18 protein-coding genes are annotated in these 17233 nt (G+C 71.4%); 15 read left to right on the plus strand and 3 right to left on the minus strand.

Translation table 11 applies throughout. The annotated features are described in order from the left end of the window. Positions 1-68 precede the first annotated feature (68 nt). Positions 69-878 carry a hypothetical protein gene (locus ABZ635_RS14100; RefSeq protein ID WP_357764048.1) on the plus strand — a complete coding sequence of 270 codons (810 nt, stop codon included), beginning with the start codon at positions 69-71 and terminating at the stop codon, positions 876-878. A gap of 227 nt (positions 879-1105) precedes the next feature. Beyond that, on the plus strand, positions 1106-1492 hold the full coding sequence (locus ABZ635_RS14105; RefSeq protein ID WP_357764051.1) for a Rieske (2Fe-2S) protein: 387 nt from the start codon (positions 1106-1108) through the stop codon (positions 1490-1492). A gap of 61 nt (positions 1493-1553) precedes the next feature. Here ABZ635_RS14105 and ABZ635_RS14110 read toward each other — a convergent pair whose 3' ends face one another. Beyond that, entirely contained in the window at positions 1554-2711 is a 1158-nt protein-coding gene (locus ABZ635_RS14110) for a mechanosensitive ion channel domain-containing protein (protein ID WP_357764054.1), read from the minus strand. A gap of 179 nt (positions 2712-2890) precedes the next feature. Between ABZ635_RS14110 and uvrC the strand changes: the two genes are divergently transcribed. The 10 genes from uvrC (at position 2891) to ABZ635_RS14160 (ending at position 13201) form a co-directional block, all read left to right on the plus strand. After that, the gene (uvrC, locus tag ABZ635_RS14115) at positions 2891-4954 is read left to right on the plus strand and encodes an excinuclease ABC subunit UvrC (protein WP_357764057.1); all 2064 of its coding nucleotides are present in this window, start codon (positions 2891-2893) and stop codon (positions 4952-4954) included. Further along, entirely contained in the window at positions 4951-5835 is an 885-nt protein-coding gene (gene rapZ / locus ABZ635_RS14120) for an RNase adapter RapZ (protein WP_357764060.1), read from the plus strand. The genes uvrC and rapZ overlap by 4 nt, the downstream gene beginning before the upstream one ends. A gap of 196 nt (positions 5836-6031) precedes the next feature. Further along, on the plus strand, positions 6032-7009 hold the full coding sequence (gene yvcK, locus ABZ635_RS14125; protein ID WP_357764063.1) for a uridine diphosphate-N-acetylglucosamine-binding protein YvcK: 978 nt from the start codon (positions 6032-6034) through the stop codon (positions 7007-7009). A gap of 127 nt (positions 7010-7136) precedes the next feature. Next, positions 7137-7553, plus strand: coding sequence for a DUF488 family protein (locus ABZ635_RS14130; RefSeq protein ID WP_357764066.1), 417 nt, complete (start codon positions 7137-7139; stop codon positions 7551-7553). Between the two features lie 200 nt (positions 7554-7753). Next, positions 7754-8734 carry a DNA-binding protein WhiA gene (whiA, locus tag ABZ635_RS14135; RefSeq protein WP_017546454.1) on the plus strand — a complete coding sequence of 327 codons (981 nt, stop codon included), beginning with the start codon at positions 7754-7756 and terminating at the stop codon, positions 8732-8734. A gap of 328 nt (positions 8735-9062) precedes the next feature. Continuing rightward, positions 9063-10067, plus strand: coding sequence for a type I glyceraldehyde-3-phosphate dehydrogenase (gene gap / locus ABZ635_RS14140; RefSeq protein ID WP_357764071.1), 1005 nt, complete (start codon positions 9063-9065; stop codon positions 10065-10067). A 126-nt stretch (positions 10068-10193) separates the two neighbouring features. After that, positions 10194-11378 carry a phosphoglycerate kinase gene (locus ABZ635_RS14145; protein ID WP_357764074.1) on the plus strand — a complete coding sequence of 395 codons (1185 nt, stop codon included), beginning with the start codon at positions 10194-10196 and terminating at the stop codon, positions 11376-11378. Positions 11379-11449: 71 nt separating this feature from the next. Further along, a complete protein-coding gene (gene tpiA / locus ABZ635_RS14150) occupies positions 11450-12229 on the plus strand; it encodes a triose-phosphate isomerase (RefSeq protein WP_357764077.1) in 780 nt (259 codons plus the stop codon). Between the two features lie 285 nt (positions 12230-12514). Next, positions 12515-12751: a preprotein translocase subunit SecG gene (secG, locus tag ABZ635_RS14155; RefSeq protein WP_017546450.1), complete on the plus strand. Its 237-nt coding sequence runs from the start codon at positions 12515-12517 to the stop codon at positions 12749-12751. 78 nt (positions 12752-12829) lie between these two features. After that, positions 12830-13201, plus strand: a complete 372-nt coding sequence (locus ABZ635_RS14160; RefSeq protein WP_357764081.1) for an RNA polymerase-binding protein RbpA — start codon at positions 12830-12832, stop codon at positions 13199-13201. A gap of 304 nt (positions 13202-13505) precedes the next feature. Here the strand turns inward: ABZ635_RS14160 and ABZ635_RS14165 are convergent, their stop codons facing one another. Beyond that, positions 13506-13766: a hypothetical protein gene (locus tag ABZ635_RS14165; protein WP_357764084.1), complete on the minus strand. Its 261-nt coding sequence runs from the start codon at positions 13764-13766 to the stop codon at positions 13506-13508. 124 nt (positions 13767-13890) lie between these two features. Here ABZ635_RS14165 and ABZ635_RS14170 point away from each other — a divergent pair, with 124 nt between their 5' ends. Continuing rightward, positions 13891-14586 (plus strand): hypothetical protein, encoded by a 696-nt coding sequence (locus ABZ635_RS14170; protein ID WP_357764087.1) that lies wholly within the window; start codon positions 13891-13893, stop codon positions 14584-14586. Here the strand turns inward: ABZ635_RS14170 and ABZ635_RS14175 are convergent. Next, a complete protein-coding gene (locus ABZ635_RS14175; RefSeq protein WP_357764090.1) occupies positions 14583-15341 on the minus strand; it encodes an IclR family transcriptional regulator in 759 nt (252 codons plus the stop codon). The genes ABZ635_RS14170 and ABZ635_RS14175 overlap by 4 nt on opposite strands. Before the next feature lie 81 nt (positions 15342-15422). Here ABZ635_RS14175 and ABZ635_RS14180 point away from each other — a divergent pair, with 81 nt between their 5' ends. Together ABZ635_RS14180 and hutH are read left to right on the plus strand one after the other, a co-directional pair. After that, a complete protein-coding gene (locus ABZ635_RS14180) occupies positions 15423-15596 on the plus strand; it encodes a PIN domain-containing protein (protein ID WP_357764093.1) in 174 nt (57 codons plus the stop codon). 81 nt (positions 15597-15677) lie between these two features. Next, the gene (gene hutH / locus ABZ635_RS14185) at positions 15678-17225 is read left to right on the plus strand and encodes a histidine ammonia-lyase (protein WP_357764096.1); all 1548 of its coding nucleotides are present in this window, start codon (positions 15678-15680) and stop codon (positions 17223-17225) included. The last annotated feature ends 8 nt before the right edge of the window (positions 17226-17233 follow it).

Genomic DNA, 17233 nt, shown 5'->3' on the forward strand with positions numbered 1-17233 from the left:
TGTGGCGGCCGGTCCTTCGGGGCCGGACCCGCTTCGCCGCCGCGTTCTCACGAGTACGAGAGGGCGATGTGCCTCTTCACCGCACGTTCAAGAAGACCCAGCAGCAGAAGCTCCCCCCGGGTGACTGGCGCAGTCTCAGGTTCGACGTCGACGACCGGGGCGAGGAGGGCAAGTTCTTCGCTCTGGTGGGCCAGCACGAGCCCCAGGGAGCGCTCTACGACCTGACCGTCGGCGTGGTCATCGAAGGGGTCGACCCCGGCGCCGAGGTGCAGTTGCGCGCCAGCGAGTACGTCAGGGCCGAGGACGAGTGGGTCGTGGCTCGGGAGCGGCCGATCGACAGCCCGGTGCACGCGAACGGCAGGGCGCACTTCACCTACACGTGGAAGGACTACCTGGAGCCGGGGCGCAGGGTGCGCGTCCGGGTGGCCCAGTTCGGTGGTTCACCGGCCGTCATCCTCAAGGCGGAGGCGACCGCGATCTTCTGGCCGGAGGGCCACGAGGAGCCCGGGCGCGAACAGACCGCTCCGCAGCAGGCGCACGCCCAGCCGTACCCGCAGCCCCACCCCTACGGGCCGCAGCAGCCGTACGGTCAGCCCCAGCCCTACGGCCAGCCTCCGGCCTACGGCGCGCCCGGCCACCACGCGCCGCCGCCCGGCGCTCCCGGCGGGCAGCCGCCGCAGGGCGCCTACCCGCCCCCGGCCCCGGGTGACCACTCGCCGGTGCCGCCCGGCGCAGCGCCCTACGGTCAGCCGTATCCGGGCACGGACGCCCACGGTCAGCCGCATCCCGGTCACGGCGCCTACCCGCCCCCGCACGAGCCCGACGCGTACCCGCCCCGGGATCAGGGCGAGTACCCGCCGCACACGCCGCAGGGCTGACGGCTCGGGCACGGCCGCTCGCTCCCTCCCGGACGGGGGAGCGGGTGGCCTCGCACGTTCGGACGCTCCGTGGCACCACGGGTGGGCGCGGTCGGCCGCACGTCGCTCTCCCCGTGCCCCGGGGCCGGTGCGGGGCACCCGACCCGACCTACTACGATTCGTAGTGGAATTCAGGCGCAGGTGAGGAGCGGTCGGTCGTGGCTGGAACGAGGGCATGCGGGTGCGGGGTGAGCAGGCGCCGTCTGTTCGGGACGGCTGGGGCGGCCGCCGCCGTGACCGCCGTGAGCGCCTGTGGTGAGCCCCCCGCCCCCCAGGAGGTGCGCCGGGGCCACGTGGTCGGTCAGACCACGGACGTCCCGGAGGGCGGCGGAGCGGTCTTCAGCCACAGCAAGCTGGTGGTGACCCAGCCCGAGGAGGGCGAGTACAGGGCGTTCAGCGCGGCCTGCACCCACGGCGGCTGCACGGTCCAGGAGGTCGAGGACGAGGTCATCCGCTGCCTGTGCCACGGGAGCGAGTTCGACATCACCTCCGGCGAGGTCGTCAAGGGCCCGGCGGAGGAACCCCTGGAGGAGTTCACCGTCTCCATCGACGGGACCGACATCATCCTCGACTGACCGCCCGCACACGACGGAGCCCCACCGGATTCGGTGGGGCTCCGTCGTGTGTACGGGGGGCTCAGACCTCTTCGGCGTTGCCCGACCGCGCCGAACCCTCGCTGTCGACGCGCGCCGGGACCGAGGCGGAGGAGTTCCGGCGAAACGCCGAGGTCGGGAACCGTGCCGCGTAGTCGGACTCGTCGTCTCCGGCGCCGACGAACTCCGTGCGGTTGCGCGGCAGGGACTCGGGGTAGTGGGTGGCCAGCCAGGTGACCAGGTGCTCGCGGATCTCGCACGCGATGTTCCACTGGTTGCCGGTGTCGGAGGCGGTGGCCACCACCCGGACCATGACCTCACCGGACTCGGTGATGTCCACGACCTGGCAGGACCAGCTGCGCCCGTCCCAGAACTTGCTGGCGGTGATCAGACGGCCGGTCTCCTCGCGCAGGTCCGCGATGGGCACCTCCCAGTCGAGGGGGAGCTGGACCTTGGCGGTGATGTTCGTCCCGGCCTTGGTCCAGTTCTCGAAACTGGTGGTGGTGAAGTTGGCGACCGGGACCACGAGGCGGCGCTCGTCCCAGATCTTGATGGTGACGTTGACCAGGCTGAGTTCCTCGACCCGGCCCCACTCGCCCTCGACGACCACCACGTCACCGATGCGCAGGGCGTCGCTGAAGGCCAGCTGGAGTCCCGCGAACAGGTTGCCCAGGGTCGACTGGGCCGCGACACCGGCGACGATACCGATGACGCCGGCGGAGGCCAGGAGTCCGGCGCCGAGCGCCTGGACCTCGGGGAAGGTGAAGAGGATCGAGGCGATGGCCAGGACCACGATGATCGAGGTGATGACCCGGCGCAGCAGCCGCACCTGGGTCTGGAGCCGACGGGCCCGGCGGTCGGCGTCGCCGTTGCGCGCGGAGAGGCGCTCCAGCACCATGTCGGTGGCCGCGTAGGCCAGGCTGATCCCGAGCGCGGTCAGGGTGGCGATCATGAGGATCGTCATCGCGTGGTCGATGGTCTGGAAGGTGCTCCAGGCCACGTCGCCCCGGCTGGGGAGCGCGAGGTTGGCGCCCGCGACCGCCGCTGCGGTGTACGCGGTGACCGCCGAACGCGCGACCACGTAGCGGGCCATCGGCCAGACCTTGCCCAACTTGTGGTTGAGCAGCCACTGGAGGACGAAGACCAGGGCCATCGAGACCGAGACGGCGATGCCGATCGCGATCCACTGGGAGACGGACACGTCGAAGCGCCCCCTTGTCGTTCATGTCGGGAAGTTCAGCTGTACCCGCCCAACCTAGACCATGCAGATATCCAATCGTGACCATTGCTTGGACGGATTCCTCCGGAGTGACCCGCTCCACGGGGGCGCGTCGCGCGGACCGGTGGCCGTCTGTCCCCGGGAGCGACCAGAATGGGGGTATGGCTGCGACTCCACACCTGCGCCCCGCCCCCGGTTCCCTTCCGACCGAGCCGGGCGTCTACCGATTCCGGGACGCCTCCGGCCGGGTCATCTACGTGGGCAAGGCCAAGAACCTGCGGTCGAGACTGTCCTCCTACTTCCGGGACTTCGCCGGACTGCACCCCCGTACCCAGCAGATGGTCTCCACGGCCGCCGACGTCGACTGGACGATCGTCGGCACCGAGGTCGAGGCCCTCCAGCTGGAGTACTCCTGGATCAAGCAGTACGACCCGCGCTTCAACGTCAAGTACCGCGACGACAAGAGCTACCCCTACCTGGCGGTGACCCTCAACGAGGAGTTCCCCCGGGTCCAGGTGATGCGGGGCGCCAAGCGCCGTGGCGTGCGCTACTTCGGCCCGTACTCGCACGCCTGGGCGATCCGTGAGACCGTCGACCTGCTGCTGCGGGTCTTCCCGGTGCGCACCTGCTCGCCGGGGGTGTTCCGGGGCGCGCGCAACAGCGGCCGCCCCTGCCTTCTCGGCTACATCGGCAAGTGCGTGGCGCCCTGCGTGGGCCGCGCCAGCCCCGAGGAGCACCGCGAACTGGCGGAGGACTTCTGTTCCTTCCTGGCCGGGGACACCGGACGCTTCATCCGTCAGCTGGAGGCGCGGATGACCGAGGCGGCCCAGGAGATGGAGTACGAGCGGGCCGCGCGCCTGCGTGACGACATCGAGGCCCTGCGCGCCGCCCTGGAGAAGCAGGCCGTGGTCCTGCCCGACTCCACCGACTGCGACGTCATCGCCATGTCCGACGACCCGCTGGAGGCGGCCGTCCAGATCTTCCACGTGCGGGGCGGACGCATCCGCGGCCAGCGCGGCTACGTGGTGGACAAGGTGACCGACGCCGGCCCGGGGGAGCTCATGCAGACCTTCCTGCGCCAGCTCTACGGGTCACTGGACGGTTCCGAGGAGACCGAGGGCACCGGCACGTCGATCCCGCGCGAGGTCCTGGTCTCCCACGAACCGGACGACCCCGACGCCGTGGCGGGATGGCTCGCCGAGCACCGGGGCGCGGGGGTGGACCTGCGCGTGCCTCAGCGCGGCGACAAGAAGTCCCTCATGGAGACCGTGGACAAGAACGCCCGCGAGGCGCTGGCCCGGCACAAGACGCACCGTGCCGGGGACCTGAGCACCCGGAGCCGGGCCCTGAACGAGATCCAGGAGGCGCTGGACCTGTCCGAGGCGCCGCTGCGCATCGAGTGCTTCGACATCTCCAACCTCCAGGGCGAACACGTGGTGGCGTCGATGGTGGTCTTCGAGGACGGCCTGGCCCGCAAGTCCGAGTACCGGCGCTTCTCCGTGCGCGGCAGCGGCGCAGGGGGAGCGGAGCAGCACGACGTGGCCGCCATGTACGAGGTGGTCAGACGCCGGTTCCGCCGCTACCTGGAGGAGAGCTCGCGCTCCGGCGAGGTGGCGCGCATGGGCGGCCCCGAGGACCGCGTGCCCCAGGACGGGCCGGGCGCCCCGGACGGGTCCGCCGGGAGCGGCACCGCCGAGGAGCCGGCCCCCGGCAAGTTCGCGTATCCGCCTAACCTGGTGGTGGTGGACGGGGCCCGGCCGCAGGCCGAGGCGGCGCGGCGCGCGCTCGACGAGCTCGGCATCGAGGACGTGGCCGTCTGCGGCCTGGCCAAGCGCCTGGAGGAGGTGTGGCTGCCCGACGACGAGGACCCGGTGATCCTCCCGCGCGCCGGTGAGGGCCTCTACCTCCTTCAGCGCGTGCGCGACGAGGCCCACCGCTTCGCCATCCAGTACCACCGGCACAAGCGCGCCAAGGCGCTCACGGGGAGCAGCCTGGACGAGCTGCCGGGACTGGGTCCGGCGCGCCGGACCGCCCTCATCAAGGAGTTCGGTTCGGTGCGCAGACTCGCGTCGGCGAGTGTGGAGGAGATCGCGGCGGTACCCGGGATCGGCCCCAAGCTGGCCGAGTCCGTGCACGCACATCTGTCCGGTGACCCCGGCCGGAGGGATGGGGAGGGTGACGGGGTGACGTCAACGCAAGGCACAGACGGGGGAGGAGACACATGACGGTCGAACTGGGCGGGGAACTGCCGCCCGAGGTGGTCATCGTCACCGGGATGTCCGGCGCGGGCCGCAGTACGGCGGCCCGGGCCCTGGAGGACCTGGACTGGTTCGTGGTGGACAACCTGCCACCGGGCCTGCTGCCCACGATGATCGAGCTGGCGGGCCGTACCCACGGGGCGGTCCCCAGGGTGGCGGTGGTGGTGGACGTGCGTTCGCTCGCCTTCACGGAGGACCTGCTGTCCACGGTGGAGGAGCTGCGCAAGCGCGACATCACCGCGCGGGTGCTCTACCTGGAGGCCGGTGACGACGCGCTGGTGCGCCGGTTCGAGGGGGTCCGCCGCCCGCACCCGCTCCAGGGCGACGGGCGCCTGACCGACGGCATCGACCGCGAGCGCGAGACCCTGCGCGCGGTGCGGGGCGAGGCCGACCTGGTCATCGACACCTCACAGCTCAACGTGCACCAGCTCAAGGCGCGGGTGATCGGGTTCTTCGGGGAGAGCGACGAGGTGCGCCCGCGCGCCAACGTGGTCTCCTTCGGGTTCAAGCACGGTCTGCCGGTCGACGCCGACCTGGTCCTGGACTGCCGCTTCCTGCCCAACCCCCACTGGGTGCCCGAGCTCAGACCGATGAACGGGCGCGACGAGCCGGTCCGCGACTACGTGCTCTCCCAGGACGGCGCCCAGGAGATGCTGGACGCGTACTCGGAGGTCCTGAAGCTGACGAACGCCGGCTACCAGCGCGAGGGCAAGCACTACATGACGCTGGCGGTGGGCTGTACCGGCGGTAAGCACCGCAGCGTGGCCATGGCGGAGCAGTTCGCCGACCGGCTGCGCGGCCAGGGCGTGGACGTGCACGTGGTCCACCGGGACGTGGGCCGGGAGTGACACGCGCCCGGCTCGCGGGTGAACCGAATCGCCAATAATGGCGTCTTCCCTTACATTGGCCCGGTCATTGTTGGTGCCGGTCCGCCAAGGGACCGGGACACGGCGGGCCGGGGGCGTGGGTCGGCCGTTCGCGCGTCCCCATCCGGGGCGGGCCGACGCGTCCGCCGGACACGGGACGAGGGGGCAGGCCAAAGGCATGTCGAACAGCACCGCTCCGGACGGGGACGACGCCTCACGGCCGCCACGGGTGGTCGCGCTGGGGGGCGGGCACGGACTTCACGCCTCCCTTTCGGCGCTGCGCAGGGTGACCACGGACGTGACCGCGATCGTGACGGTCGCCGACGACGGCGGGTCCAGCGGACGTCTGCGCGAGGAACTGGGCGTGCTGCCGCCCGGTGACCTGCGGATGGCGCTGGCCGCGCTGTGCGGGGACGACGAGTGGGGGCACACCTGGAGCCAGGTGCTCCAGCACCGGTTCCGCTCGGAGGGCGACCTGCACGGTCACGCGGTCGGCAACCTGCTCATCGTCGCCCTGTGGGAACTGCTCGGCGACTCGGTGGCGGGGCTGGACTGGGTCGGGCAGCTCCTGGGCGCCCACGGGCGGGTCCTGCCGATGTCGTCGGTCCCGTTGGAGATCTCGGCGGAGGTGTCGGGGATCGACCCCGGGCGACCGGACGCGCTCACCACGGTGCGCGGTCAGGTGGCGTGCGCGAGCACGAGCGGCCGGGTGCGCTCCATCTCGCTGATCCCCGAGGACCCCCCGGCCAGCCCGCAGGCGGTCAAGGCCGTGCGGGAGGCCGACTGGGTGGTGTTCGGCCCCGGATCGTGGTTCACCAGCGTCCTGCCGCACCTGCTGGTCCCGGATCTGGCGCACGCCCTGGTCACCTCGCGGGCCCGGCGCCTGGTGGTCCTCAACCTGTCGCCGCAGCGGGGGGAGACCGACGACTTCCGGCCCGAGACCTACCTGGAGGTGCTGCACGAGCACGCTCCCAAGCTGGGGGTGGACGTCGTGCTCGCCGACTCCGGCACGGTCGAGGAGGTCGGACCGCTGTTGTCCGCCACCAACCAGTTGGGCGGGCGGTTGGAGCTGGCGGACCTGAGCCGGGGGGACGGCACCCCGCGCCACGACGCCGACAAGCTGGCCGCCGCGCTGGAACACGTGTTGGAGGACTGACCGCGCTCCGTCCGGGCCGTCGCCCGGGCCCCGGGAGGCCGCGCCCGGGGCACCGGACCCGGCGCGCTGCCGGGGTGTTGACGCCGCGCTGGGGTGGGCGTGACCCGCTCCCGGGAAGGGTGGGCGCATGGCTGAACACCGCATCCACCTGGAACGCGTCTACGACGAGGTCCGTGCCGAGAAGCACCCCGGGCAGGGGGAGGACCCCCCGCCCGGGCCCCGCTTCCTCGTGGACCGGCTCTGGCCCCGGGGCGTGAGCAAGAGCGAGGTCGCCGGGGACGAGTGGGTCAAGGACGCCGCGCCCAGCCCCCAGCTGCGCACCTGGTTCGGGCACGACCCCGACCGGTTCGAGGAGTTCGCGAACCGCTACCGAACCGAGCTGGAGGGGCGCCCGCAGGCGTTGGAACCGCTCCTGGACGCCGCGCGCAAAGGGCCGATCACGCTCTTGTACGCGGCCAAGGACACCCGGCACAACCACGCCATCGTGCTCAGGGACCACCTGGAGTCGCTCCTGGACTCCTCCGAGGGCTCCGGGAGCAATTGACCGCACACCGCCACGAAGGGCGACACGCCGCCTGTGACCTGGGTTTGAGGAAGCGCGACACGCCGTGCGGGGGTCGGCGGGAAGACGCGCGTCACGTAGTCTGCACCGAGACAAGCCGCCCAGGGCACACCTCGTGGCGGCACCCCGGTGACCAGGTGTGAGGCACCGGTGTTCTGCCAGTTCGAGGGGGGACCGCAGCGATGGCGATGACCGGCGTGGTGAAGGACGAGTTGAGCCGACTGGCGATTCTCAAGCCATGCTGCCGCAAGGCGGAGGTGTCCACCATCCTGCGGTTCACCGGAGGCCTCCACCTCGTGGGCGGCCGGATCGTGATCGAGGCCGAGCTGGACACGGGCGCGGCCGCGCGGCGGCTGCGCAAGGACATCTCGGAGGTCTTCGGACACGAGTCCGAGGTGGTCGTGCTGTCCCCGAGCGGGCTGCGCAAGGGCAACCGGTACGTGGTGCGGGTGATCAAGGACGGCGAGTCCCTGGCCCGCCAGACCGGTCTGGTCGACAACAACGGCCGTCCGGTGCGCGGGCTGCCCCGTCACGTGGTGGCGGGCGGGGCCTGCGACTCCGAGTCCGCGTGGCGCGGGGCGTTCATCGCGCACGGCTCCCTCACGGAGCCGGGCCGGTCGATGTCCCTGGAGGTCACCTGCCCCGGCCCGGAGGCGGCGCTGGCGCTGGTGGGGGCGGCCCGTCGCCTGAAGGTGCACGCCAAGGCCCGCGAGGTGCGTGGTGTGGACCGGGTGGTGGTGCGTGACGGCGACTCCATCGGAGCCCTGCTGACCCTGCTGGGCGCCCACCAGAGCGTGCTGGCCTGGGAGGAGCGCCGGATGCGCCGGGAGGTGCGGGCCACCGCCAACCGGCTCGCCAACTTCGACGACGCCAACCTGCGGCGCAGCGCCCGGGCGGCGGTCGCGGCAGGTGCGCGGGTGGAGCGCGCCCTGGAGATCCTGGGGGAGGACGCCCCCAAGCACCTGGTGGCCGCCGGGCAGCTGCGCCTGGCCCACAAGCAGGCGTCGCTGGAGGAGCTGGGGCAGTTGTCGGTGCCGCCGCTGACCAAGGACGCCATCGCCGGGCGCATCCGCCGACTGCTGGCGATGGCCGACAAGAGGGCCAGTGACCTGGGCATCGAGGGAACAGAGGCGAACCTCACTCCCGACATGCTCGTGCCCTGACCCCGGTGTGGGTGTGAACCCGCCGAAACGTGACCGTGCTGTGGATGTTCGGCTTTGTTAACTGGGAAAACTCCGGGATAACTTCCGAAAATGGTATAGACCTCTCCGCTTCGCGATGTCAGGATGGTCGCGAATCCGCGAGGGGAGGGCGGGTCGGCGGGCGGGGGCGAGAACGGCTCCCCGCCGACACTCCGCTAGGCTCTTTGTGAACACCTGTTACGCGTTCACGCTGTTCAACACGGTCGTGCCGACCGTACCGGCCCGGCGCACCGCGAGCAGCCGCACGCTCGGGTGAAACTGCTGTGCGACATATGAGGAGATTGGTTCCGTGACCATCCGTGTAGGCGTCAACGGCTTCGGTCGGATCGGCCGCAACTTCTGGCGCGCGGTCGCCGCTGGCGGCAACGACATCGAAATCGTCGCGGTCAACGACCTCACCGACACCAAGACGCTCGCGCACCTGCTCAAGTACGACACCGTGCTCGGCACCCTCGAGGGCGACGTCGAGGTCGGTGACGACTTCATCCGCGTCGGCGACAGGACCATCAAGGTCCTCGCCCAGCGCGACCCCGCCCAGCTGCCCTGGGGCGAGCTCAACGTCGACGTGGTCGTCGAGTCCACCGGCATCTTCACCAAGGCCGAGGACGCCCGCAAGCACATCACCGCCGGTGCCAAGAAGGTCATCATCTCCGCCCCGGCCAAGGGCGAGGACATCACCATCGTGATGGGCGTCAACGACGACAAGTACGACGCCGCCAACCACGACATCATCTCCAACGCCTCCTGCACCACCAACTGCGTGGCGCCGATGGCGAAGGTGCTCAAGGACAGCTTCGGCGTCCAGCAGGGCTTCATGACCACGGTCCACGCGTACACGAACGACCAGGTCATCCTGGACTTCCCGCACAAGGACCTGCGTCGCGCCCGCGCCGCCGCCCAGAACATCATCCCGACCAGCACCGGTGCCGCCAAGGCCACCGCCCTGGTCATCCCCGAGCTCGCGGGCAAGCTGGACGGCATGGCCATGCGCGTCCCCGTGCCGGACGGCTCCGCCACCGACCTGGTCGTCACCGTCGACCGCGAGGTGACCAAGGACGAGGTCAACGCCGCGTTCAAGGCCGCCGCCGAGGGCCCGCTCAAGAACGTCCTGGTCTACACCGAGGACGAGATCGTCTCCTCCGACATCGTCGGCACCTCGCCCTCCTGCACCCTGGACGCCGGGATGACCATGGTCTCCGGCAACCAGGTCAAGATCCTGGGCTGGTACGACAACGAGTGGGGCTACTCCAACCGCCTGGTGGACCTGGCCAAGCTGGTCGGCTCCAACCTGTGACCCACGGGCCCCGGCCCGTGGCCGCGCACGCGTGACCCGGCACCCCTTCCGCCCCGCGCGGTGGGGGTGCCGTCGCGTGCGCGGCCCCGCCGCCCCCGACTTCGACACCCCAACGAGGAGACCAGCATGCGGACGATCGACGACCTCGACGTCTCCGGCAAGCGCGTGTTCGTCCGGGCCGACCTGAACGTGCCCCTGGACGGTGACCGCATCACCGACGACGGGCGCATCCGCGCGGCCCTGCCGACCATCGAGAAGCTTCGCGAGCGCGGCGCCCGCGTCATCGTCGCCGCCCACCTGGGCCGCCCCAAGGGCGCCCCGGACCCCCAGTACTCCCTGCGCCCCGTCGCCGCCCGCCTCGGCGAGCTGCTCGGCACCGAGGTCGCCTTCGCCGCCGACACCGCGGGCGAGTCCGCCCGCGCCACCGCCGCCGCCCTGGCGGACGGCCAGGTGGCGCTGCTGGAGAACGTGCGCTTCGAGCCCGGCGAGACCAGCAAGGACGACGCCGAGCGCGGCGAGCTCGCCGACCGCTTCGCCCAGCTCGCCGACCTGTACGTGGGCGACGCCTTCGGCGCCGTGCACCGCAAGCACGCCAGCGTCTACGACCTGCCCGGCAAGCTCCCGCACGCCGTCGGCGGCCTTGTGCTCACCGAGGTCGAGGTGCTCAGGCGCCTCACCGAGAACCCCGACCGCCCCTACGTGGTGGCCCTGGGCGGTTCCAAGGTCTCCGACAAGCTCGCCGTGATCGACAACCTCCTGGGCACCGCCGACCGCCTGCTCATCGGCGGCGGCATGGTGTTCACCTTCCTCAAGGCCAAGGGGTACGAGGTCGGCTCCAGTCTGCTGGAGACCGACCAGCTCGACACCGTGCGCGGCTACCTGGAGCGGGCCGAGCGCGAGGGCGTGGAGATCGTCCTGCCCGTGGACGTCGTGGCGGCCGAGAAGTTCGCCGCCGACGCCCCGCACGCAGCCGTGGGCGTCGACGCCATCCCGGCCGACCGGATGGGCCTGGACATCGGCCCCAAGAGCCAGGAACTGTTCGCCGCGAAGCTGGCGGACGCCAGGACCGTGTTCTGGAACGGTCCGATGGGCGTGTTCGAGATGACTCCCTACGCGGGCGGCACGCGCGCCCTGGCCCAGGCCCTCGTCGACTCCGACGCCCTCACGGTCGTCGGCGGCGGCGACTCCGCCGCGGCCGTGCGCTCGCTCGGCTTCGACGAGGCCGCCTTCGGCCACATCTCCACGGGCGGCGGTGCCAGCCTGGAGTACCTGGAGGGCAAGGACCTCCCCGGCATCGACGCCCTGGCCTGAGGGTGACCGCCCCGCCCGGTGCGGGGTCACGCGATCCCTCTCTCTCCCGACGATTGTGAAGTGAGTCAAGGATGACCAAGCGCCAGCCGCTCATCGCGGGCAACTGGAAGATGAACAACAACCACTTCGAGGCGATCGCGCTCGTCCAGAAGCTGGCCTTCGCCCTCAACGAGAAGGACTACGAGAACGCCGAGGTCGTCGTCCTGCCGCCGTTCACCGACCTGCGCAGCGTGCAGACGCTCGTGGACGGGGACAAGCTGAGCATCCGCTTCGGTGCGCAGGACATCTCCGCCCACGACAAGGGCGCCTACACCGGCGAGATCTCCGGTTCGATGCTCGCCAAGCTGGAGTGCTCCTACGTCCTGGTGGGTCACTCCGAGCGCCGCGAGTACCACAACGAGGACGACGCCCTCGTGAACGCCAAGGTCAAGGCCGCCTACAAGAACGACATCGTGCCGATCCTGTGCGTGGGCGAGGGTCTGGAGGTCCGCAAGGCCGGGCAGCAGGTCGAGCACGTCCTGGCCCAGCTGGACGGCGCCCTCAAGGAGATCCCGGCCGAGCAGGCCGAGCGGATCGTCATCGCCTACGAGCCGGTGTGGGCCATCGGCACCGGTGAGGTCGCCACCCCCGAGGACGCCCAGGAGGTGTGCGCCGCGATCCGCGCCCGTCTGGCCGAACTGTACTCCGCCGAGGTGGCCGACGCGGTCCGCGTCCTGTACGGCGGTTCGGTCAAGGGTGACAACGCCCCCGGCATCATGGCCAAGGACGACGTCGACGGCGCCCTGGTCGGCGGTGCCTGCCTCAAGGCCGACGAGTTCACCAAGGTGATCCGTTTCGGCGAGAACGGCTGACCAACCGTCTCGTGAGCCCGGCCCGTCACCCTCCGACGTCCAGGGGTGACGGGCCGGGTGCGCGACGGGTGCCGGGTTCGGGCTAGACTTCGCTGTGGGGATTGCCCTGCCTTGGGGTTTCTCCGCCCGCGCCTTCACCGGCACGGTAAAATCCGAAAACGTCCCCGGTCTCCTCCTTCCGCGACCGCCCCGGACCGACACCTCCCGTCGGCCCGGAACGGTGGGGAAAAGGGGGACCGAGGTGTCCATTCCCCCCTGCTGCGGGGTCGAGCTACGGGTGAGCGTGTGATCCTCGGTCTGTCCATCTTCGTGATGCTTCTCAGTGTGCTGCTGGTCCTCCTCGTGCTGATGCACAAGGGCAAGGGCGGTGGCCTCTCCGACATGTTCGGCGGCGGTGTCACCTCCTCGCTCGGCGGTTCGTCCGTGGTCGAGCGCAACCTCGACCGGATGACCATCGGTATCGGGATCACCTGGATCGTGACGATCGTCATCCTCGGTCTGCTGATCAACCGGGGAATGTAGCGCGCCGATCGGCCGCAGGCCCCTCGTACAAGACCATCGCGCCCGAGTCAGGCAGCGAGTTCGCTGAAGGAGTTTTTCGTGGGTAGTGGCAGCGCCATCCGTGGCAGCCGAGTCGGAGCCGGCCCTATGGGCGAGGCCGAGCGCGGCGAGGCCGCTCCGCGTGTCCGGGTTCCGTTCTACTGTGCGAACCTGCACGAGGTCGTGCCCAGCTTCGCCAGCGAGGCCGCCGTTCCCGACGAGTGGGACTGCCCGCGCTGCGGGTTCCCCGCGGGCAAGGACAAGGCCAACCCGCCGTCGCCGCCGCGCACCGAGCCGTACAAGACCCACCTGGCGTACGTGAAGGAGCGGCGCAGCGAGGAGGAGGGCAAACTCATCCTCGACGAGGCGCTGGCCAAGCTCCGCGCCGACCGCGCCGCCGTCGAGGCCCACATGAGGGCCTCCCAGAACTAGGCTCCGGACGGCCCCCGCGGCCGTCGGGGTTCCCAGGGGTCCGCCCCCGGTCACCGGACCGGGCGCGGGCCCCCGTGCGTGCCGGGGGAGGACGCCTCGGCGACGGGGGTGCTTCGGACATGAGGGAACGACCGATCTTCTCATTCCCGAGACCGGTGTGACCTGTGGGAATTACGATGACCGACACACACCCCCGAAGCCCCCTTCCTGAGGAGTTGGTGTCGATGTCAGCGTGCCCCACCGGCGGAGACCACGACTGGATTCTCGGCGACGACCGCAAGTTCCAGTGCGCCAAGTGCGGAGCTCAGAGCGCCAGGCGGTTCTGAAGCACCTGCCCGGGCCGCGCGGTACCCCGGGCCTCGGGTTCGTTCTTGGCCTCGGCACACCAGGTCACCGGCCTTCCCAGGCTCTCGGCCACGGTCGTGGCCCAGCGCTCCAACGGCGCGAACCGCTCCGCCCCCTCCTCGTCCAGCATGGTGCGACCCCGGTAGACGATCCCCTCGATCACCAGGACCTCGCCGTCCACCAGGAGTGCGGTCTCGTACTCTCGCGTGCTGCGCCTCATGGGACAGGACTGTAGCGCCGAGGAGGGGCGGAGATCAGCCGTTCGCCGGTATTGACCGCACATGGCCGGGAAAGCGCGTGACGCGGCGCACCAAGCACCCCCGAACCTTGGAAGAATGGGAGGTATGGCCTCCCCCGAACCACCGGACGTCCCCCCTGAGACACGGGGTGTCCCCTCGGACCTGACCCAGCCGCCCGCGAGCGTGTCCCACCTGCGCCGCTACGTCAGCCTGCGCGGCCCCAACACCCGCATGTGGATGACGGCGGCCTACTTCTCCGGCGGTCTCACCCTCGGCTTCGCCGTTGTGGTGGGGTCCATGCTCTGGCACGTTCTGCGGGAGGAGACCACGGTCGGCTCGGTGTCCCTGTGGGCGTTCGCGGCGCTGGTCATGTTCTTCATCGGCCCCGGCAGCAACGTTTTCCTCGTGCGCGGGCTGCCGCAGCGCATCACCCGGCAGGGCATCAGCGCCGACAGTGACGGCGTCACCGTGCTCCAGGAGCGCAAGTGGTGGTTCCCGGGGGAGGGCACCTTCATCGCCTGGCCGGAGATCCGCCGCATCCGCGAGGTGCACACCGGCGGACGCAGGATCACCTACTTCATCGAGTTCGCGCTGGACACCCACCGCACCGACCCCGAACTGCCCACCTGGGCCGAAACCCCCGAGAGCCTGGACCTGGAGGTCGACCCCGAGGCCGCCACGCAGTTCTACGTGCAGGTTCCGCGCGACCGCAAGGAGCACATCCTCAAGATGGTGGAGCGCACCGCGCCGCTGCCGTCGATCGTCGAGCGGACCCCGCCCCTGCGCGCTCGCCGCGGTTAGGGCGACCTCCCGCTGAGCCTGCGGGTGAGCTCCCCGGCCGCGTCCCGCACTCGGGAGGCCAGCGCCCGGGGGGTGACCGGCCGGGCCGCCGGCACGGTGAGGCTGATCGCGGCGGCCGGGCGCCCGTTGTGGTCCGAGGCCGCCGCCGCCACCGAGAGGAACCCCTCGGTGACCTGGCCGCTCTCGATCGACCACCCCTGACGGCGCTCCTCGGCCAACAGCTCTCGCAGTTGCCCCAGGGTGGTCGGACCGCGCCCGGTGCGGTCGGTGAAGGCCCCCGTGTCCGGGTACAGCGCCCGCACCTGGGCGCGTGGCAGTCGGGCCAGCATGGCCCGCCCCGACGCGGTCAGGTGCGCGGGCAGGCGCACTCCCACACCGGTGATCAGGGTGGGCGCGTGCGGGGGCTGCTCCTTGAGCAGGTAGAGCGTGTCGGCTCCGTGCAGGACCCCCAGGTGCGCGGTGGCGCCGGTGGTCTCGGTGAGCTGGTGCAGCAGGGGCCGGGCCAGCCGTTCGACGCCGTCGTGGCGCAGGTAGGCCGAACCGATCTCGAAGGCGGCCACGCCGAGCCCCCACCGCCGATCCTCGGGCAGGTGGGTCACGAACCCCTCCTCGGCCATCGCCTCCAACAGCTGGTAGACGCTGGACCGGGGCAGGCCGAGGCCGGTGGCGATCGCCGAGGCCGAGACGGGGCCCGGCCGGGAGGCCAGGAAGCGCAGCAGCCGCAGCGCGCGCGTGGCCGCCGGAACAACACTCATGCCCCAAGGGTGTCATGGACTCGGCACGTGCGGTTGTGGCGCCATAGTGGCGCCGCTCTGTGTACGCGGGCCATCAGTGATGTGGACGCCACGGGGTCGATCTATCACCGGGCGTGGGAGCTCCGCCATCATCTGAGCGCCTACGACGCGGTCTACGCGGCCGTCGCCGAAGCCCTGGACTGTGCGCTGGTCACCGTGGACGCGCGTATCGCGGCGGCTCCCGGTCTCGGGTGCGAGGTGCGGGTCATCCGCTAGCTCTCCGAGGTGTCTGGTATCTCGGACAGAACCCTCGTGTTGGCACTTCCGGAGCGGGCCCGGGCACGGTCGAATGGGGGCATGTCCACAGCAGTTCCTTCCGTTGCCGTCGGCGGTGCTCCGCTCACCCCGGCCCAGGTCCTCTCCGTCGCCCGCGAGGGCGCCCAGGTCGTCCTCAGCGAGGACACCCGCAAGGCCGTGCGCCACGGCCGCGAACAGGTCGAGGCGCTCGCCCGGGGCGAGGTGCCCGCCTACGGCGTCAGCACCGGGTTCGGCGCGCTGGCCACCCGGCACATCGCCCCCGACCTGCGCGCCCGCCTCCAGCGCTCCCTCATCCGCTCCCATGCCGCCGGGGCCGGACCCGAGGTGGAGCGCGAGGTCGTGCGCGCCCTGATGCTGCTGCGCCTGCGCACCCTGGCCTCGGGCAACACCGGGGTCCAGGTCGTCACCGTCGAGACCCTGGCCGCCCTGCTCAACGCCGGGATCACCCCCGTCGTCCACGAGTACGGCAGCCTGGGCTGCTCCGGCGACCTCGCGCCGCTCTCCCACGTCGCCCTGGCACTCATGGGCGAGGGGCGGGTCCGGGGCGCCGACGGTGAGCTCAGGGAGGCCGGGCAGGCCCTGGCCTCGGCGGGAATCACGCCCGTGGAGCTCGGCGCCAAGGAGGGCCTGGCCCTCATCAACGGCACGGACGGCATGCTCGGCATGCTCGCCATCGCCTGCGTGGACCTGGAGCGCCTGCTCAAGGTCGCCGACATCACCGCCGCCATGAGCGTCGAGGCCCTGCTCGGCACCGACCGGGTCTTCGCCGAGGAGCTCCAGAGACTGCGCCCGCACCCGGGTCAGGCCGCCTCCGCCTCGAACCTGCGCGCGATGCTCGCCGACTCGCCGATCGTCGCCTCCCACCGGGGGCCGGACTGCAACCGCGTCCAGGACGCCTACTCGCTGCGCTGCGCCCCGCAGGTGGCCGGGGCCGCCCGCGACACCCTCGCCCACGCCCTGCTCGTGGCCGGGCGCGAACTCGACAGCGTCATCGACAACCCGGTGGTGCTCGACGACGGCCGGGTGGAGTCCAACGGCAACTTCCACGGGGCCCCGGTCGCCTACGTCCTGGACTTCCTGGCCGTGGCCGTGGCCGACACCGCCTCGATCGCCGAACGCCGCACCGACCGCATGCTCGACGTCTCCCGCTCGCACGGGCTCCCGGCCTTCCTGGCCGACGACCCCGGAGTGGACTCCGGCCACATGATCGCCCAGTACACCCAGGCCGCGATCGTCTCCGAGCTCAAGCGCCTGGCGGTTCCCGCCAGCGTCGACTCCATCCCCAGCTCCGCCATGCAGGAGGACCACGTGTCCATGGGCTGGTCCGCCGCGCGCAAGCTGCGCCGCGCCGTCGACGGGCTCACCACCGTGCTGGCCGTGGAGCTGCTGACCGCCGCCCGCGCCCTGGACCTGCGCTCCCCGCTGGAGCCCGGACCCGCCACCGGCGCCGTCCTGCGCACGGTGCGCGAACGGGTCGCGGGACCCGGTCCCGACCGCTACCTGGCCCCCGAGATCGCCGCCGTGGCCGCCCTGGTCGCCGACGGTTCGGTCGTTGAGGCCGCCGAGACCGTCACCCCCCTCGCCTAACCCCCCGG

It is taken from the genome of Nocardiopsis sp. NPDC007018 (assembly GCF_040635075.1).
GTDB lineage: Bacteria > Actinomycetota > Actinomycetes > Streptosporangiales > Streptosporangiaceae > Nocardiopsis.

Coding starts and splice junctions, on each gene's coding strand:
- whiA (WP_017546454.1), top strand. CDS start 7,754: ATGGCGATGACCGGCGTGGTGAAGGACGAGTTGAGCCGACTGGCGATT.
- uvrC (WP_357764057.1), top strand. CDS start 2,891: ATGGCTGCGACTCCACACCTGCGCCCCGCCCCCGGTTCCCTTCCGACC.
- yvcK (WP_357764063.1), top strand. CDS start 6,032: ATGTCGAACAGCACCGCTCCGGACGGGGACGACGCCTCACGGCCGCCA.
- ABZ635_RS14130 (WP_357764066.1), top strand. CDS start 7,137: ATGGCTGAACACCGCATCCACCTGGAACGCGTCTACGACGAGGTCCGT.
- ABZ635_RS14170 (WP_357764087.1), top strand. CDS start 13,891: ATGGCCTCCCCCGAACCACCGGACGTCCCCCCTGAGACACGGGGTGTC.
- ABZ635_RS14175 (WP_357764090.1), bottom strand. CDS start 15,341: ATGAGTGTTGTTCCGGCGGCCACGCGCGCGCTGCGGCTGCTGCGCTTC.
- ABZ635_RS14145 (WP_357764074.1), top strand. CDS start 10,194: ATGCGGACGATCGACGACCTCGACGTCTCCGGCAAGCGCGTGTTCGTC.
- hutH (WP_357764096.1), top strand. CDS start 15,678: ATGTCCACAGCAGTTCCTTCCGTTGCCGTCGGCGGTGCTCCGCTCACC.
- rapZ (WP_357764060.1), top strand. CDS start 4,951: ATGACGGTCGAACTGGGCGGGGAACTGCCGCCCGAGGTGGTCATCGTC.
- tpiA (WP_357764077.1), top strand. CDS start 11,450: ATGACCAAGCGCCAGCCGCTCATCGCGGGCAACTGGAAGATGAACAAC.
- ABZ635_RS14165 (WP_357764084.1), bottom strand. CDS start 13,766: ATGAGGCGCAGCACGCGAGAGTACGAGACCGCACTCCTGGTGGACGGC.